General features: G+C 43.6%; 24 protein-coding genes. 1 reads left to right on the top strand and 23 read right to left on the bottom strand.

Going from position 1 to position 15,614, the window contains the following annotated elements; translation table 11 throughout:
• Window position 1: 1 nt before the first annotated feature.
• The 19 genes from MTO98_RS02060 to MTO98_RS01970 all read right to left on the bottom strand — a co-directional run bounded on the left by MTO98_RS02060 (window position 2) and on the right by MTO98_RS01970 (window position 12,780).
• On the bottom strand, window positions 2-412 hold the full coding sequence (locus MTO98_RS02060; RefSeq protein WP_199269830.1) for a DUF6691 family protein: 411 nt from the start codon (window positions 410-412) through the stop codon (window positions 2-4).
• Entirely contained in the window at window positions 409-969 is a 561-nt protein-coding gene (locus tag MTO98_RS02055; RefSeq protein ID WP_158829758.1) for a YeeE/YedE family protein, read from the bottom strand. Before MTO98_RS02055 ends, MTO98_RS02060 begins: the two co-directional genes overlap by 4 nt.
• Complete coding sequence (locus MTO98_RS02050; RefSeq protein WP_158829756.1) at window positions 956-1,759, bottom strand: sulfite exporter TauE/SafE family protein; 804 nt, start codon at window positions 1,757-1,759, stop codon at window positions 956-958. The genes MTO98_RS02055 and MTO98_RS02050 overlap by 14 nt, the downstream gene beginning before the upstream one ends.
• Before the next feature lie 59 nt (window positions 1,760-1,818).
• Window positions 1,819-2,427: a Crp/Fnr family transcriptional regulator gene (locus MTO98_RS02045; protein WP_158829754.1), complete on the bottom strand. Its 609-nt coding sequence runs from the start codon at window positions 2,425-2,427 to the stop codon at window positions 1,819-1,821.
• Between the two features lie 74 nt (window positions 2,428-2,501).
• Window positions 2,502-3,167 carry an FAD-binding oxidoreductase gene (locus tag MTO98_RS02040; protein ID WP_158829752.1) on the bottom strand — a complete coding sequence of 222 codons (666 nt, stop codon included), beginning with the start codon at window positions 3,165-3,167 and terminating at the stop codon, window positions 2,502-2,504.
• A 38-nt stretch (window positions 3,168-3,205) separates the two neighbouring features.
• Window positions 3,206-3,493, bottom strand: coding sequence for a hypothetical protein (locus tag MTO98_RS02035; protein ID WP_158829750.1), 288 nt, complete (start codon window positions 3,491-3,493; stop codon window positions 3,206-3,208).
• A 159-nt stretch (window positions 3,494-3,652) separates the two neighbouring features.
• A complete protein-coding gene (locus tag MTO98_RS02030) occupies window positions 3,653-4,114 on the bottom strand; it encodes a hypothetical protein (RefSeq protein WP_078346161.1) in 462 nt (153 codons plus the stop codon).
• Window positions 4,115-4,123: 9 nt separating this feature from the next.
• Window positions 4,124-5,017 (bottom strand): LysR substrate-binding domain-containing protein, encoded by an 894-nt coding sequence (locus MTO98_RS02025; protein WP_158829748.1) that lies wholly within the window; start codon window positions 5,015-5,017, stop codon window positions 4,124-4,126.
• Window positions 5,018-5,032: 15 nt separating this feature from the next.
• Window positions 5,033-5,179, bottom strand: coding sequence for a hypothetical protein (locus MTO98_RS02020; protein ID WP_158829746.1), 147 nt, complete (start codon window positions 5,177-5,179; stop codon window positions 5,033-5,035).
• Window positions 5,180-5,342: 163 nt separating this feature from the next.
• Window positions 5,343-6,086: a substrate-binding domain-containing protein gene (locus tag MTO98_RS02015; RefSeq protein ID WP_158829744.1), complete on the bottom strand. Its 744-nt coding sequence runs from the start codon at window positions 6,084-6,086 to the stop codon at window positions 5,343-5,345.
• Between the two features lie 11 nt (window positions 6,087-6,097).
• Complete coding sequence (locus tag MTO98_RS02010; RefSeq protein ID WP_199269829.1) at window positions 6,098-7,468, bottom strand: YncE family protein; 1,371 nt, start codon at window positions 7,466-7,468, stop codon at window positions 6,098-6,100.
• An 11-nt stretch (window positions 7,469-7,479) separates the two neighbouring features.
• Window positions 7,480-8,055 (bottom strand): DUF305 domain-containing protein, encoded by a 576-nt coding sequence (locus MTO98_RS02005; protein ID WP_243485000.1) that lies wholly within the window; start codon window positions 8,053-8,055, stop codon window positions 7,480-7,482.
• Between the two features lie 65 nt (window positions 8,056-8,120).
• Entirely contained in the window at window positions 8,121-8,759 is a 639-nt protein-coding gene (locus tag MTO98_RS02000; RefSeq protein ID WP_158829740.1) for a peroxiredoxin, read from the bottom strand.
• Window positions 8,760-8,777: 18 nt separating this feature from the next.
• Window positions 8,778-9,698: a substrate-binding domain-containing protein gene (locus MTO98_RS01995; protein ID WP_158829738.1), complete on the bottom strand. Its 921-nt coding sequence runs from the start codon at window positions 9,696-9,698 to the stop codon at window positions 8,778-8,780.
• 32 nt (window positions 9,699-9,730) lie between these two features.
• Window positions 9,731-10,189: a DsrE family protein gene (locus MTO98_RS01990; protein ID WP_158829736.1), complete on the bottom strand. Its 459-nt coding sequence runs from the start codon at window positions 10,187-10,189 to the stop codon at window positions 9,731-9,733.
• A gap of 13 nt (window positions 10,190-10,202) precedes the next feature.
• Complete coding sequence (locus MTO98_RS01985) at window positions 10,203-11,309, bottom strand: c-type cytochrome (protein ID WP_158829734.1); 1,107 nt, start codon at window positions 11,307-11,309, stop codon at window positions 10,203-10,205.
• Window positions 11,310-11,403: 94 nt separating this feature from the next.
• Complete coding sequence (locus MTO98_RS01980; protein WP_243484999.1) at window positions 11,404-11,928, bottom strand: NUDIX domain-containing protein; 525 nt, start codon at window positions 11,926-11,928, stop codon at window positions 11,404-11,406.
• 186 nt (window positions 11,929-12,114) lie between these two features.
• The gene (locus MTO98_RS01975) at window positions 12,115-12,345 is read right to left on the bottom strand and encodes a hypothetical protein (RefSeq protein ID WP_158829730.1); all 231 of its coding nucleotides are present in this window, start codon (window positions 12,343-12,345) and stop codon (window positions 12,115-12,117) included.
• 45 nt (window positions 12,346-12,390) lie between these two features.
• Complete coding sequence (locus MTO98_RS01970) at window positions 12,391-12,780, bottom strand: YidH family protein (protein ID WP_158829728.1); 390 nt, start codon at window positions 12,778-12,780, stop codon at window positions 12,391-12,393.
• A gap of 101 nt (window positions 12,781-12,881) precedes the next feature.
• On the opposite strand from MTO98_RS01970, the gene MTO98_RS01965 reads away from it, so the two are divergent.
• Window positions 12,882-13,571 (top strand): VIT1/CCC1 transporter family protein, encoded by a 690-nt coding sequence (locus MTO98_RS01965; RefSeq protein ID WP_199269828.1) that lies wholly within the window; start codon window positions 12,882-12,884, stop codon window positions 13,569-13,571.
• Between the two features lie 23 nt (window positions 13,572-13,594).
• Here MTO98_RS01965 and MTO98_RS01960 read toward each other — a convergent pair whose 3' ends face one another.
• Genes MTO98_RS01960 through MTO98_RS01945 form a run of 4 tightly spaced genes read right to left on the bottom strand, consistent with a single transcriptional unit; the run spans window position 13,595 to window position 15,609 of the window.
• On the bottom strand, window positions 13,595-13,927 hold the full coding sequence (locus MTO98_RS01960; protein ID WP_158829774.1) for a YnfA family protein: 333 nt from the start codon (window positions 13,925-13,927) through the stop codon (window positions 13,595-13,597).
• A 26-nt stretch (window positions 13,928-13,953) separates the two neighbouring features.
• A complete protein-coding gene (locus MTO98_RS01955; RefSeq protein ID WP_243484998.1) occupies window positions 13,954-14,517 on the bottom strand; it encodes a phosphatase PAP2 family protein in 564 nt (187 codons plus the stop codon).
• Between the two features lie 59 nt (window positions 14,518-14,576).
• Complete coding sequence (locus MTO98_RS01950) at window positions 14,577-14,990, bottom strand: EamA family transporter (protein ID WP_158829721.1); 414 nt, start codon at window positions 14,988-14,990, stop codon at window positions 14,577-14,579.
• 1 nt (window position 14,991) lies between these two features.
• The gene (locus tag MTO98_RS01945; RefSeq protein ID WP_158829719.1) at window positions 14,992-15,609 is read right to left on the bottom strand and encodes a phosphatase PAP2 family protein; all 618 of its coding nucleotides are present in this window, start codon (window positions 15,607-15,609) and stop codon (window positions 14,992-14,994) included.
• Between the last annotated feature and the right edge of the window lie 5 nt (window positions 15,610-15,614).

The raw sequence follows: 15,614 nt of genomic DNA, 5'->3' as shown, positions 1-15,614 counted from the left end.
ATCAATGAGGGAGTTTTTCACGTAATAGACCATAAACCCAGGTGCCTGCTATGGCACTCAGCAGCGTTACTGTTGTAACTAAAATACCACTACCGATCTGCGCGAACAACGGGCCGGGGCATGCGCCGGTAAGCGCCCAGCCTAAACCAAAGATCAACCCGCCATAAACATATCCCCAGTTAAATTTCTTGTCCGGGATAACAATAGGCTTCTGATGGATTGTTTTAATGTTAAAGCGCTTGATCAATAATATGGAGATCATGGCTACTACAATAGCGCTACCGATGATCCCATACATATGAAAGGATTGCAAGCGGAACATTTCCTGTATGCGGAACCAGGAGATCACTTCGGATTTGATCAGGATGATGCCAAAGCATATCCCCACCAGTAAAAACTTCAGATTCTTCATAGCTGTAATAAATAAGGTAAGATCAACCACGTCATAACGAAGCCGCCGATCATAAAGCAGCAGGTAGCTACCAGGGAAGGCCATTGTAAAGAGGAAATACCCATAATGGCATGGCCGGAAGTACAGCCGCCGGCATAGCGTGTACCAAAGCCAACCAGGAAACCGCCGATCACCATAAATACAAAGCCTTTTAAAGTGGTTAGTCCTTTGAAACTAAAAATATCCTGTGGCAGTAAACCGCTGAAATCTTTAATGCCCTGCTGCTGCAAGGCAACAATGGTTTTAGGATTGATGCCCACCGGTCCGGGATCGGACAATAAATGCGCGGCGATGAATCCGCCTATAACGATGCCTGCAATAAAAAACAAATTCCATGTGTCCTTCTTCCAGTCGTATTTAAAAAAGGAAATATTTGCCGGGATACAAGCCGCGCATATCTGCCGCAAAGTAGATGAGATACCGAATGTTTTGTTACCTAATATTAATAGTGCCGGCACGATGAGCCCTATCAACGGCCCGGCTACATACCAGGGCCACGGTTGTTTAATGATGTCCATGTGAGTTAGTTAAAGTGCTTATTAAAACAAAGATACCCATAGCCAATACAAACCAGCCAAAGGCAGGCTTCAGGCGTGTATCGCTGATGAACCGCGTGAGGTAACTGCCGAGGATGATACCGGCAATGGCAAAACCCGAAAAGACGGCTAAAAACGCATAATTTATTACTACATGCCCGGTGATATCACCCAATACACCCAGCAGCGAGCTAATGGTCATTACCATAAGCGAAGTACCCACTGCTTTTTTTATCGGTAAACCTGCGAGCAATACCAGCGATGGAATAATAAGAAAACCACCGCCAACACCTACAAAACCAGTGATAAGGCCAACAGCTATGGCCTGCAAAATTAATCTTGGATAACTAAGCTCTTGGGAACTACCACGATCTTCCTTTTTATTCCGGATCATGGAAAGGGATGCTGCCAGCATCAGACCGGCAAAAACCAGCATCAGCAGCATGCTTTTGGCAACAGTCCAGTGTCCGAGCGTAAATAAGTGAATTGGTATCACTGGCATTACCCATCTCCGCATGATAAATACGGCGGCCAAGGATGGTAAACCAAAGATCAACGCGGTCTTAACATCCACATTGCCTTTTAGGTAATGGCTGGCCGCGCCTGCGGTACTGGTTAGTCCAACTACAAATAAAGAGTAAGTGGTCGCTAACACCGGATCGATAGCAAAAAAATAAACGAGAATAGGTACGGTGAGAATAGAGCCACCGCCGCCTATTAAACCAAGGGATAAACCAATTAAAACCGAAGCTGCGTAACCTGCTATTTCCAAAACCTGATGATTGATGGAACAAAGCTATTCGCTTTCAGCCCGGCAATTGGTGACTTATGTTACACAGGGAAATTTAAAGTGATCTTATTGCGGGAAAGGGAGATCATTTCCTTCTTTTCCATTTGCTTAAGCAAGCGTGATACTACTTCGCGCGTTGTGCCCAACTCTTCTGCCAATTGCTGGTGAGTGATCTGAAATTCATGGGAATTGAATACTGCGGCTTTCTTCTTGAGCAGTTCTACAATACGGTCATCCAATTTTTGAAAGGCAACTTCATTGATCACAGTAAGCAATTCTTCGAAACGCTGGTGGTAAAGTTTAAAAATAAAGTCGGCCCATTCGGGATAGCTTTTTACCCATTCGCTGGCTTTGGTAATGGGCAGCATCAAGACATCGGCATCTTCTTCTACCTCCAGGCGTACTTTTGAGGTATCCTCATGTATCCCGGCCAGGAATGACATGATACAGCTTTCGCCGGGCTTGATGTAATATAAAAGGATCTCGCGGCCGTCCTCATCCTGCCGCATAACCCGCATACTGCCGGATAAAAGCACCGGCAATGACCGCACATAACTGTTGGATGACATCAGCACCGTGCCCGCCGGTAATTGCTTCCGCTGGCTGTTTTCTTCTAACGCTGATTGCAATGCTGGCCCAAACTGTATCATGCGGTAAATTTAGCAGGCTTGCGGCGCATTATAAAATCTTAGAGAGTTGTGTATTACTGTTGAATACACCATGTTTACTTCTCGTAAACCAATCTATCCGGCGATACGCCCATACTTAATAAGATGTCGTTTACATCGTTCACCATTTGCTCCGGCCCGCATATATAAAAATATTGCTTAAGGTCATTGACGTTTTCTTTGAGAAATGCATACCCGATCCTTTCATTCAAATATGGATCTTCTGTTTGCCCGCTAATAAGAAATGTCACTTTGCTGCACAACATATCTTTAAGATCATCCTCAAGAATAATATCACCCTTTGACTTATTCGCAAAGAATAAAGTGTTCCCATTTAGCTGGCCAAATTGATGAAGTTGTTTTAAAATGGCTAAAAAAGGCGTGATCCCTGCGCCACCCGCGATAAAATATCCGGGGCCTTTATATTCAATTGACCCCCACGGGTCATTAATGATCAACTCATCACCTTTTTCCAATTTGTCTAATTGTTCGGTCATACCATGATGATCCGGATAGATCTTGATGGTAAATTCAAGAAAGTTCTCTGAGTTTAAACTTGTAAAGGTAAACGGGCGGAGGACATCTGTCCATTCCGGTCTGTTGATCGAAAGTTCGGTGGCTTGTCCCGGGTTAAACCGATAACCGGCGGGCTTTGTTAGCCTAAACCTTTTAACATCGTGAGTGATCTGTTTAACAGAAATTATTTCAACCGTATGTTTCATGATGTGTTAAACTAAGTGTGATGGAATTTAACTTTAAATTACAATTCAGGCAAATTTGTATGTCTGTATTTACTAAATATTGATTTAATAGGGCATGTCATGGTTAGTGCAGTTACCTCCAAATAAAACAACACCGGAGCGAGAATATATATGGTATGGGTGCCGCAATACCAATCTATGGCGCTGAGTGCTGGCATGGTTACTACCAAAATTCCCCTGATCATAGCTTCCTTACTGGTAAGATTTTGAGGGGCATCTTTGTCGAACCAGCCTTTCTTTGTTTTGACACCGATCACAGGTGTATCTTCTACTGCGGTGTGTTCCACAGCATTTTTAGGGCTGTGATCGAATTTACATTCCTTGCCGTTTTCTTTGAATTTGGGGGTCGATGACCAATTGATACGTTTTCATGATATTTGATTTTGTTATTCAAATATCGATAGCTTTTTGGGCTGATTTTTATCACGAATCCAACTTGACGATAACTAAAAATTATCGAGTATGTGTCTTAACCATGTTGATATATCGTGAATAAAGACTTGCCTGTTCTTTTCACTTCCTGCGGGATATGCGGTGGTCAGAATTTCAGATGGAGAGACACCGGCATCGATAGCTGCTTTCCTGACATTGGGAGCAATTCGCTTCATTAAAATGATAACGTGTTTAGGTTGAATCAAACGCATACGATCTGCTAACTGTTCGGCAGCATAAGGCGTTAAGTTAACTGATGTTTCTTTACCCAGAGGATATAGATGATCCAGGACGCTGCCGGACTTGTTAAAAAAATCAAGAAAATCGTCAGCAGAACTAAATTTACCAAAAGCCTGTTCAAAGGCCGCGCGCATTGCCCGGAATAAATTGGTGTTTTTTAAATAAAAATGGTTGTTGGTAGAGCCAGGTGCTTCGGCAATAAACATGATAATGACTTTTTTCTTCTTTTCAGTCATATCAGATGCTTATAGGCTCTTATAGCTTTTAGCGAATCGCATAAATATTTCTGCTAATGATGAAGGTTGACCGTGTGGCAGGATAAAATAAAATGGCCGCTCAATAGTCAGGTCTTTAATGTCGATGATCCGGCATTCGTTATACTTCAACTCTTTCAAGATCGACTGCACCGATACAAATGCAAAACATTTGCTGTGTAGCAAATAAGACTTTATACTTTCCGTGCCGCCTAACTGCATTTCTATCTTCAGATCTGATAATTTGATATTGAAAGGCTTTAAAGCGTGAGCAATAACGTCTAACGTTCCCGAACCGGGTTCACGGAGCAATAAAGGCAGTTCTATTAATTCCTCCGGTTTAATGCTGTCTTTTTTAAAAGTATTCGAGGCACTACAGATCAGCACCAGTTCATCACTCAAAAATTCTTGGTAGCTCAACTGCGGATTACGGAGGATGCCCTCTACAATGCCGAGGTCAATCTCTTTATTCAGTAAGGCCTGCTCAACCTGCTCCGTATTACCTGGCACCAGGTTCACTTGTACATCTTTAAACTTTTCGTGGAACCGGGCTAATACCGGGGGAATCACGTACTGCGCAACAGTATTACTGCCACCGATACGCAACGTACCCGAATGTTTTTTGATCAGTAGGTTCATATCAAAGTCCAGCTCGTTGTAAACAGCGGCCAGTCTATCCGCATAAGCCAGCAACATTTCGCCAGCAGGTGTGAGCGATATTTTTTTATTCCCGCTACGCTCTATCAGCGTGGTTTTAAACTGTTCTTCCAGCTCTTTAATATGCTTGGTCACAGCAGGCTGGCTAATAAAAAGTTCCGTGGACGCCTTGGTAAAGTTCAGCCGCTTGGCCACTGTATGAAAAACCTGTAAGCGGAAATCGAACATATTGATAAAGGGTTATTAACTAAGTCGGTAAAATAACAACAAAAATGGGAAAGTAGCTGCTGCCAAGGCGATGACTGATACAGCTATATTTATAACCTTGTTGCCAATTATTATTGCTTGGTCATCAAATTCATAATGGACGTAACGTTGAATAGTTTTCATGATCTTCTTTATTTATGTCTCAAAGATCAATCATAAAACTAAGTCATTTTCATTGTTAAAACAGATGGTTGATAGTCTAAAGTTATGAAAAACAGCTCAAACATGTAAAGCAAAAGCAGACTGATTCTGTCGATCTGTTTTTGCTATAGTTTAACAGTGAACTTTATTCCCATCCCCACTTTTTAAATAACGCATGGCCATCGATACTTTGTAAGAATTGAATGAATTGTTTGGCTTGCGCTGCGTGTTTGGTATTGGATGTCAGCGCTACCGGCGTACCACGAAATAGCCGTGATGCCAAAGGCAGTTCTACAACCTGTGTAACATCTTTCAGATTCTCATGCCATGAGGCATAGGTGATCCAAGCATCGTAACTTTGATCTTTCTTCCAAGCCTCAATACCCAACGCAGTATTGGCAAAAGATCCGCCAATGTTTCGCTGTATCCCACCGATCAGGTTTTCCTTACCCGCAATATCTTCCCATAAACCCAACTGTCCTGCGCCATTTACGTCAAGTATTTTAATGCCAGGTTTGGCAAGGTCTTTTAAACCGATAATATGTTTGGGATTACCCGGCCTTACTAAAATAGCTGCACGTCTTTTATAAAGTTCTACACGTGTTGCAGCATCAACCATTCCCGGATGGGTTTGCATGAACTGCGTAAGCATATATTCCGCCCCGCCGTAGATCACATCGGCATTAGCCTGCGCTTGCGAAAGCCACTTAGACTCGGGGCCACCGGTCACTTTTACCGGAATTCCTGTTTTAGCGCTGAATGCTTTAGCGCAATCCTGCATGGCTGATAAAGGGCCACCTGGGCCGTAAATATGTAAAGTGTCTTTTTGAGCATATAAGTTGCCGCAAATGGCGGCAACCAATGCCAAACTTATCATGATCTTTTTCATCGTTATTTAATTTATTGACCGGTCATGACCGTAACCTTATTAGTTTCTTTGATCAATATCACCATTTTGTAATCCGCCATAGGTTTGGCTACACTTTTAACAATGCCCGTTGACTGTCCGCTAAAAGTCCCTTTATCATCTGTTTTAAATGAATTGATGACGTAATCTGCGTTGTAAGGCTGTTGGGTAGAATTGGTCAGGGCTAAAATGTAAGCGGTGTTCGGTTCCAGTTTTTTGAAATCCTGCTGTACTAGATCAGTTAGACCCACGCTTCTTACATTCAACATGCCGGTAGGCATCATTACGCCGGTGCTTTTTAGCTTGATCACCTGGCTTTTATTGGCTGCGTTCAAGGGCGACAATCCCGTGGTGACCGGTGTTACCGGACCGGCGTTAACGGCATAAAGTAAAGCTTGCGGGCACTGGCCAATAGGGATCGTTTTTACAATAGCCATTTTTAGAAGGTCCACTACCTGCACCTGATCATCATTCTCCAGGCCGACATAAGCAAATTTCCCATCGCCGGAAGGCCAAACGCCATGTGGCAATGAACCGGTAGCTATGCTATCTACCAGTATGAAGCCCTGGTTAATATTAAAAATTTTCAGGGTGTTTTCGCCACCAACGGTCACAAGCATTAAGGGCACCTTATTGGTGACAGTAAACGTAACGTGATTGGTAATAGGCCCGGTATTGAATACCTTTTCAATTTTGTTAGTGGCTGTGTTGATCAATGTTACCTTGCCGATATCTTTATGTGTCAAGGCGATCCATTTACCATCGGGGCTGCAAAATATATTCGGCGAGAAAGGGCTAACCACCGGAATACTTTTCACTACCTGATAGGTAGCTGTATTAACAATATCCAGTCGGGGGGTGAAACTTGAACAAACGTAGGCCCATTTGCCATTTGGCGTAAAAGAAACCATGCCAGGGCCGTCCGCCACCTTCACCTGTTTAATTTCCTTCATCGTTGCCGCGTCGATCACACTGATATATGCTTCACCTCTTACCGAGATCCAGGCTTGCGAGCCAGATGGGTTAAATGTAGCCTCATGCGGAGACCGACCTACATAGATCGTCTTAAGCACCTTGTTAGTGGGGGTAGATATAAAAGTAACCGAATTTGAGCCAATTGCTACGGCCGCCAGTAATTGTCTTTTAGGCGTATAACCTAATCCATGTACCAATGCCTGCCCCTTGTAAAGCGGGCTTAATATCTCAGGCTGTGGCTTTCCCAATACGATATCGCCCAGAAAAGTTTGCGTTTTAGGATCTATCACTGACACAGTATTGGATATTTGGTTACCCGTGTAGACGCGGTCCTGTGCGCTTAATTTGGTCAGCGGCAATACCAGGAATAGGAACATTAATTTTTTCATAGGTGTTTGTTTTACGGGATATGACTGAATTTCTTCATTTGATCAATTTCAATCTGCTCATCCGAGATCATACTTTCGGCAAGGCGCTTTATATTTTTGTTGGTGCCGTATTGCAGTGCCACTTTAGCCATGTCAATAGCGGCTTGGTGGTGAGGGATCATTACCCGGGCAAAAGCATTGTCATCATTGCTTAGCACTTTTTCCTTTGGCATCTGCTGCATCATTACCATCATCATTTTTTGGTTGGCCTGTTGATGGGCTGTGCCCGAGCTGACGAATGTTTTAGCACTACGCAGCAATAATTCCATTTGCTGTATCTGCACCAATTGTTCAGCCCTGATACTTTTGGCCAACTGGACCATCTCCCGGTTTTTACCGTGCTCTATTTCATAGTTCGCCATATCGACTGCGCCCTGATGGTGCGGGATCATCATTGTCAGGAAATCTTTATCCGATGAGTGGGTCGGTGCTGACTTATCCATACTCACCATCATTTGATCCATCATTTGCAAATAAACATTTTTTGAGGCAGGCATTGGCATAGACATATCGTGGTGTTGCGCTTTGGCTGCATCCAAAATTGACATCAACAAAATAAAAAAGCTGAGTTTTAGCATAATATAAAACGAATACTTATAAACATTGAACCAGTCTATTGTTTTGTTGGGTCTGGCGTATAACGTAAATAAGGTTTCACAGTGCGATGTCCTTGAGGGAATTTTGATTCAATGTCTTCCGTCTTAATACCCAGGCCAATAATCACATCCTCGCCTGCTTCCCAGTTTGCGGGAGTAGCCACGCTAAATTCATCCGTCAACTGAAGCGAATCTATCACCCTTAATACCTCGTTAAAGTTGCGGCCGGTTGATGCCGGGTAGGTAATCATTAATTTGATCTTCTTATCAGGCCCGATAATAAAAAGTGAGCGGACGGTAGCTGTCGCTGATGCATTCGGGTGGATCATGTCGTATAATTCCGAAACTTTTCGATCGTCGTCGGCGATCAGCGGGAAGTCAACGTTACAGTTTTGTGTTTCATTGATATCGCTTATCCATGATAAGTGCTTATCAAGCGGATCAATGCTTAAAGCCAGCGCCTTAACATTTCTTTTATCAAACTCGCTTTTTAATAAAGCCGTTCTTCCGAGTTCGGTTGTGCAAACAGGTGTATAATCTGCCGGGTGAGAGAATAATACTCCCCAGCTGTCGCCAAGGTATTCGTAAAATTCGATCTCGCCGATGGTTGTTTGTGCGGTAAAGTTGGGAGCTAAATCCCCTAAGTGCAGTGACATATCTTTAATTATTAGTCGTTATTTTGTTATGAACCCGTATTTTTTATAGATGGCTTTTGCGGTCGGGCTCACCAAAAAATCCATAAAATCCTGCGCAGCCTGTGCGTGTGGTGCTGTTTTTAATTGCCCGGCCACATAAGTCGCGCTAATATTTTCACCTTCCGGTATTTCTACCATATCGGTAGGGTGGCCGATCATTTTTTGATAATAGGCTTCGGTAAACCATACCGGTGCAGCATCACTTTGTTGATACATAATGCGCATTGGTGTTTGGCGATGGTGTATCTGGGTCAGAAAGGTTTTACCGTTTTTAACCTTGGTATCCATGATCGTATTTTTTAAGGTTTCACCACCCACTTTTACATAAGCTTCCTCTATACGCTTACCGATCCCTTCCCATTCCGGATTGGGCATGCTTACACGCACATCATTACGCCCCAGGTCTTTCAAACCCTTCACTTTTTTAGGATTGCCCTTTTGCACCATAATAGCTAAGCGGTTGTAAGCATAGGGTGCGGTCTTGCTGAAATATTCCGGCATCTGATCGATACGGCTTTTTCCTGCGGTGTAAACATCAGGCTTAAGCGTAATACGCATATTTCCGATAACGATACTACCCCCCATGATCTGTTTAGCCAATATGCCCGGTGGCAGGGTTTCGGCAAATACACGTTGGTATTGCGGGTATTGTTTTTTAAAGGCGGACATCAGGTCATCGATACACATGAACTGGTTCCCAGCAAAGAAGACCACCAGTTGCGGATCGTTAATGTCGCCGAACAGGTCGGGTACATTGTCAACTCCCGGAACTGTAAATTGCACCTTGCTTTCAGGCGGGGTATTCCAGGGTGGATCGAACCGATGATCCTGTGCTTTTGCCTGGCTTCCCAAAGCTATTATTGCTGTTATTGCAAATGTTATTTTCTGAAGATATTTCATGATGTTTTATATAAATTGAATGAGGGTACTGGTTAAGGATGCACGGTGGCCCAGCCTTCGTACTGGCGGATGATGATCTCACCGTTGCCGCTCGGCACATAAGAGATAAATGGGAACAGGTCAGCTTTATCGATCTTCCTTTCCTTAATGGTATTATCACATTGTGCCAATACCACTCCTTTTGCCTGGAGGTCCTTTAAACTTTGCTCATAAGCACTACTTTTCATGTAAACAGCTACACCGTCACCAAAAGCGATCAGCTCAACATGGAGTTTGCCCTTCAGCCTTGGATCTTCCAGCGCATTATTGATGTTTCTTAATGTCCCCTTGATCTTTTTGTCATCGCCGGAATTGATGATATAAAGCGCATTGTAATGCTTGAGCTTTGCAGTTGCGCCGGTGAAGACGGCGGGATCGGTTTGTTGTGCTTTGACATTTTTTGCAAAAGCGGTGAGCGCAAAGGCTGCTAAAATGATGATGTACTTTTTCATGTTTTCTATTTGTTTATGATTTTTTACTGGTTAATTCTTTTTGAGCGTCTTTAATGGGTTTGAACGGCCCGTATTTATGCTGTTTCTCGCTAAACTGGTCGGCATAAGGCCCGAACGGAAAATCTATCGGTTTCTTCTTCAGGTCTTTCCAGTCATTACGTTGATCCTTATGAGGGCGCGGCTGGGAGTTAACGAAGGCACCAACGTTCCATGCTTCTTCATCTGTTAATTGCGGACTATGATATGAAGCGCCATACGGCATATTATTTTTTACAAAACCTGCAAAATTGGTCAGCCTGTACATACCTGCGCCATCGTTATAGCTGTGCTTCCCCCATAATGGCGGGTTGGCGTAAGTTTTTTTATCAGCATTCAGCAGGCCCTCGCCATTAGCACCATGGCAACTTTGGCATTTCATCATAAACACTTCCTTACCCTTGGCCGGGTCTGCTGCCTGATCCATGAATGCCAGCTTTTCTGTTGCATTTCCGAATAGTTTCTGACCTTTCTTTACGTCCTTACCGACCCACTTCATATAAGCCAGCATGGCCTGAATCTCTTTACTGGAAGGGTTAGGCACTTTACCGGCCAAACTACGCTCGAAGCATTCAGCGATGCGTTCTTCGGGCTGCTCCACCCGGCCGCTCCTGTTGCTCAGTTTTGGGTAACTGGCAATAAAGCTGGCATAATTATTACCGAAAAGGCGTGACCCGGCATCAAGGTGGCAGTTCTGACAATTCATCCCGTTCGTGATCTTCGCGATGCTGCCTTGAGGGCCAAAATAACTGGCGGTATGTGCGACCAGCTCCCTGCCATATTTGATCATCTCGCCATCTTTACCTGCCGGGATAGTATTTTCATCAGGGGCTTTCCATGCATCAGCCGGAATAGGGCGTGGTGTAGTGCCGGCAGAGGCTTCAGTAGATGGAATGGTAGCAGGCTGATCGGATCTGCCATTTACCTGTTGGGAATCCTTACCAGGTTTATGGTCAATCGGTACGATCAATGTCACGATCACTACTATTATACAAACCGCAAACAAAACACTTACGGTTATTAAGGCTTTTGATACCTTGACCAAAGCTTTGGTCACTTCTCTATTTTCGTCTTCCTGTTTCATTTTGCTTATTGGTTGATACATCAAAAGTACAAGCGCAAAAGGCTGAAATTATATCACAAAATATGATGATTGATAATCTGTGGTTATTGATCATTTATTGATGATCATTTTTTGGCTGGTAAAATTCATCTTCTTCCATCAGGGAATGTAGAGTTCTTTTCCAAACAGAATATAGCTCGCCGCCGGAAGCGCTGAGGATTGCCTTACCTAAATTGCTTTTCACAAAAGATGCGGCCTCATCTAAGGCTACCCATTGGTATTCATCAGCCTCCTCATCAGGAAAGCAAATTTGTTTGACCTGGTCGGAGGTTATAGGTTTGGCTTTGAATATCAGGTGTATGCTATCACCATAAATAACCCTTTCACCCATTACCGGTTCCGAATAATATACATGGAACAGGCATTCTATATTTGGCGTGATACCAGTTTCCTCCTGACATTCACGGATAGCACCTGCCATTGGGTTTTCTCCAGATTCCACGATGCCTGCGGGTAATGTCCATCGTTGAGTCGATCTTTTCCTGATAATCAAATAGAGATCGTTGTACGGAATCAATACACAGGCGGCTATTGTTTTTCGCGGAAGTCCTTTGTAATATTCTTCAGGGGCTATAATCATACGATAAGATCTTAAAAGTTTCTACATGCAGGTCTTCGGATCCAACGCTACTTTTTTTACTAATGCATACCTGATGTGATTCGGCACGAGATACATATGCGTTAATTAAGCTGTCGACAACAGACGCTTGTACCACATTACAGGTATAAAATTGAAGTCAATGATTCGATGTTAGGTAGACCACGGTCAGGAGTTTTTACGATAGTGGTCTTCAATAGCCTGCCCAATAATATTGGCAGATTCTTGCGAAATATCGCCGTTAACAATGCTCCATGAGTTATCCCCATTATTGATCAGGGTGATCGTTCCGTTACCTGTCTCAACTACAAATGTTTCGTCCAGGTGTGTTACGTTATAATGCAGTTCGGATCCGCCTGCCAATGTAGCTGTTATAACAATTTGTGATTCTACTCCCATGTTTTATTAACCTTAAACCATTGTAATTGTTCAGACGAAAGGTTTTCAGAGATTCGGTAACAGATACCAAAGCAGCAGCGCGCTGACGAGCACTATCCCAACAGTCAGCAAAAGCGATAGGGCGAATGAAGGAAAATAGGCGTTTCTAAGCAATTGTTTTTCAATACGTCGATACCTCAAATAACTTAATAAAGCCATCAGGGCACCGATAGCGACGAGTATGATCCCGATGGTTGCGGAAAAGCCTTTGCCGGGCAGTACGACCTTATCAGTAATAACGAGGGATAATTGCTTGACGAACAAACTGAATTTCACCACCACAAAGCCAAAACCCATTAATGCTATGCTGGTTCTTATCCAAGCCAAAAATGTGCGTTCATTGGCCAGATGGTCACCGGGATTGATGGTTTTGTTAGATTTATCATTGATTGCCATCCATTGACAACTAAAGTAAGTGCTTTTTGTTCAGAATATTAAGACCAATCATAAATTAAAATGATTATTAGTGTTTTATACCGTAGTAGGTATTTTTGAAAATGCATCGCGAACATCACGTCAACAGCTCGGAAACTATTAGGGACATTGTAATTGGCATGTCTGACGGATTGACTGTACCCTTTGCTTTGGCGGCAGGTTTAAGCGGTGCCGTAAATGCTTCCGGGATCGTCGTTACCGCAGGTATGGCCGAAATCGTGGCAGGTTCAATTGCGATGGGCCTCGGCGGCTTTTTAGCCGGGAAGACGGATGCCGATCATTATCGCTCAGAACTTAAACGGGAATATGATGAAGTAGAACGCTTACCTGAACAGGAAAAAGAGGAAGTTAAGCAGGTATTTGCCGGATTTGGCCTGTCAAATGATCTACAGCTGCAGATCGCGAATGAAATGTCGAAAGACAAGGATAAGTGGGTAGAATTTATGATGCGCTACGAACTTGGTTTAGAAAGGCCTGATCCCAAGCGGGCTAAGAAGAGTGCATTGACTATAGGGGCTTCGTACATCGTCGGCGGTATTATACCGCTGTCACCTTATGTCTTTATCAGTGACGCTACCCAAGCTTTAAGCGGATCATGCATAATAACGCTGATCGCTTTATTTATTTTCGGTTATTTCAAGAGCAAACTTACAGGGCAGCCACCTGTTAGCGGCGCGATCAAAGTGGTTGTGATAGGCGCTTTAGCTGCCGGAGCTGCGTTTTTATTAGCAAGGGCTATTAATCAACATTAAAGATCGTAAAGATCATAACCCATTTATTGGTTTCTAGGCATATAAATAATTATGCAAGCACCGATCACAGCGATCAGGGAACCAATGACGTCCCAGCGGTCAGGCTTAAAACCATCTACTTTCCAGGCCCAAATGAGTGCCATTAATATAAAAATACCTCCATATGCGGCATAAGCCCGACCAAAGCTTACTGTTTGCCAGGTCGCGACAACGCCATACATGGCCAGGATAAATGCGCCTATCATGCCATACCAAACTGGTTTTCCCTCTCTTAGCCATTGCCAAACGAGATAACCACCACCGATCTCGAACAGCCCGGCAAGTACAAATACAGATACGGATCTAAGCACATTCATCATCGTTAAAGGTAACTATTATATTATTACAGCAATACTTGGTGCTTTTTTGCAACCGAATTGACCAATTGAAATGCCAATAAACTCATCGCGCTACTTATGCCTATGCCACCAAACACATCGGAAAGATAATGTGCACCTAAATAGATTCTGCTAAACCCAACAAATACGGCCCAAATGTAAAATATCAAAATTGTTTTTCTACAGCCTGGAAAGGTCAAGGATAAAACGGTTGCCAGGAAAAAAGCATCGCAGGTATGTCCCGATGGGTAAGACCATCCGCCAGCCGGGCCTAATACATGAACATTCATCAGGACGTGGAAAGGTCTTTGTCTTTGAACAATAAATTTCAATACGGTAGCTGCTGTGGCAGAGAAGACAGCGGCAGTCACTATCACCAAACACCTATATTTCAACGCCTTCTCTGTAGTGAACAGGGAAACGATAAGTGCGATAAAACATATTCCATAGGCAATTATACCGGCTGCATTGGTAACAGTTAGCCAAAATAAGTCCCTCGTCGGGTTATGAAGGTGATTTAAAAATAAAACGATCGTTTTATCCTCATTGTAAAATAGGGTGGCAAGCACTATTGATGAGCTTACGCAGAACAGGCATAACAATCCGGCATTTTTACGAGAGATCATAACTAAAATATCATTACGAAAGTTCCGCAAATAATAAGAGCCGCGCCGAGGGCGGCTTTAAGGGATACGGTTTCTTTAAGAAAGATGACCGAGAGGATAATAGTAAGCGCCACGCTCAACTTATCTACAGGAGCAACCTGAGAAACCGTTCCCATCTGCAATGCTTTGTAGTAAAAGATCCATGACAGGCCAGTTGCCAAACCTGACAGCCCGAGGAATATCCAGGTGTTTCTGGATAACTCTGCCATACCTTTAACTTCGCCGCGCGCCAATGCTATCCCCCAGGCTACAAAAAGTATCACTATCGTACGGATAGCGGTCGCAAGGTCCGAATTAACATTCTTTACGCCGATCTTGGCAAAGATGGCAGTGAGGGAAGCAAAGAATGCTGATAATAAAGCGTATATCCACCACATTTTAATTGATCTTTTTATGTTTACTTAACCATTTATTAGCCTTATAGGTAATGTATGCTGAGGCCGATCCCAATAAAGCACCGCCCAGCACATCACTGGGATAATGAACGCCGAGATACATACGCGAATAGCCCACCGCTGCTGCATAACCATAGGCAGGGACAATTACATACCATTTAGGAAAAGACAGGCTCAATGTCGTAGCCGTAGAAAAGGCAACTGTGGTATGGCCAGACGGCATGCTATAATCCGACGGGAACTGTTTGGCAAAAATCACGTCGCTGTGGTTAACAAATGGCCGGTCACGATGTATTACAGCCTTGAGCGTAGTGCTCAATATCGCCGAACCGGCCAGGGCTCCCAGCGCTACGTAAGATTGCTCTTTCAGATTTTTATCATGACCGATCTGCCCCGCGACAAACAGAGTTACAGGGGTAGCAATTGCGATGGGTAGCGCACTATTGGTTACTGCGCGCCACGTGGCGTCTGGTCCTGGGTTTACCGGGCCATTAATGCTTTCCAGTAAACGAAGGTCAAGACTTTGCGCACGGGCACAACTTACCGATAGTAATAACAAAAGAGAAAGCCATATCCTATTTAAAAACAGTATTTTTATCATGTCGG

Source organism: Mucilaginibacter sp. SMC90 (assembly GCF_022811725.1).
Classification (GTDB): Bacteria; Bacteroidota; Bacteroidia; order Sphingobacteriales; family Sphingobacteriaceae; genus Mucilaginibacter.
The sequence above is the reverse complement of the archived record's forward strand: the minus strand, read 5'-3'. Positions and strand labels throughout refer to the sequence as shown.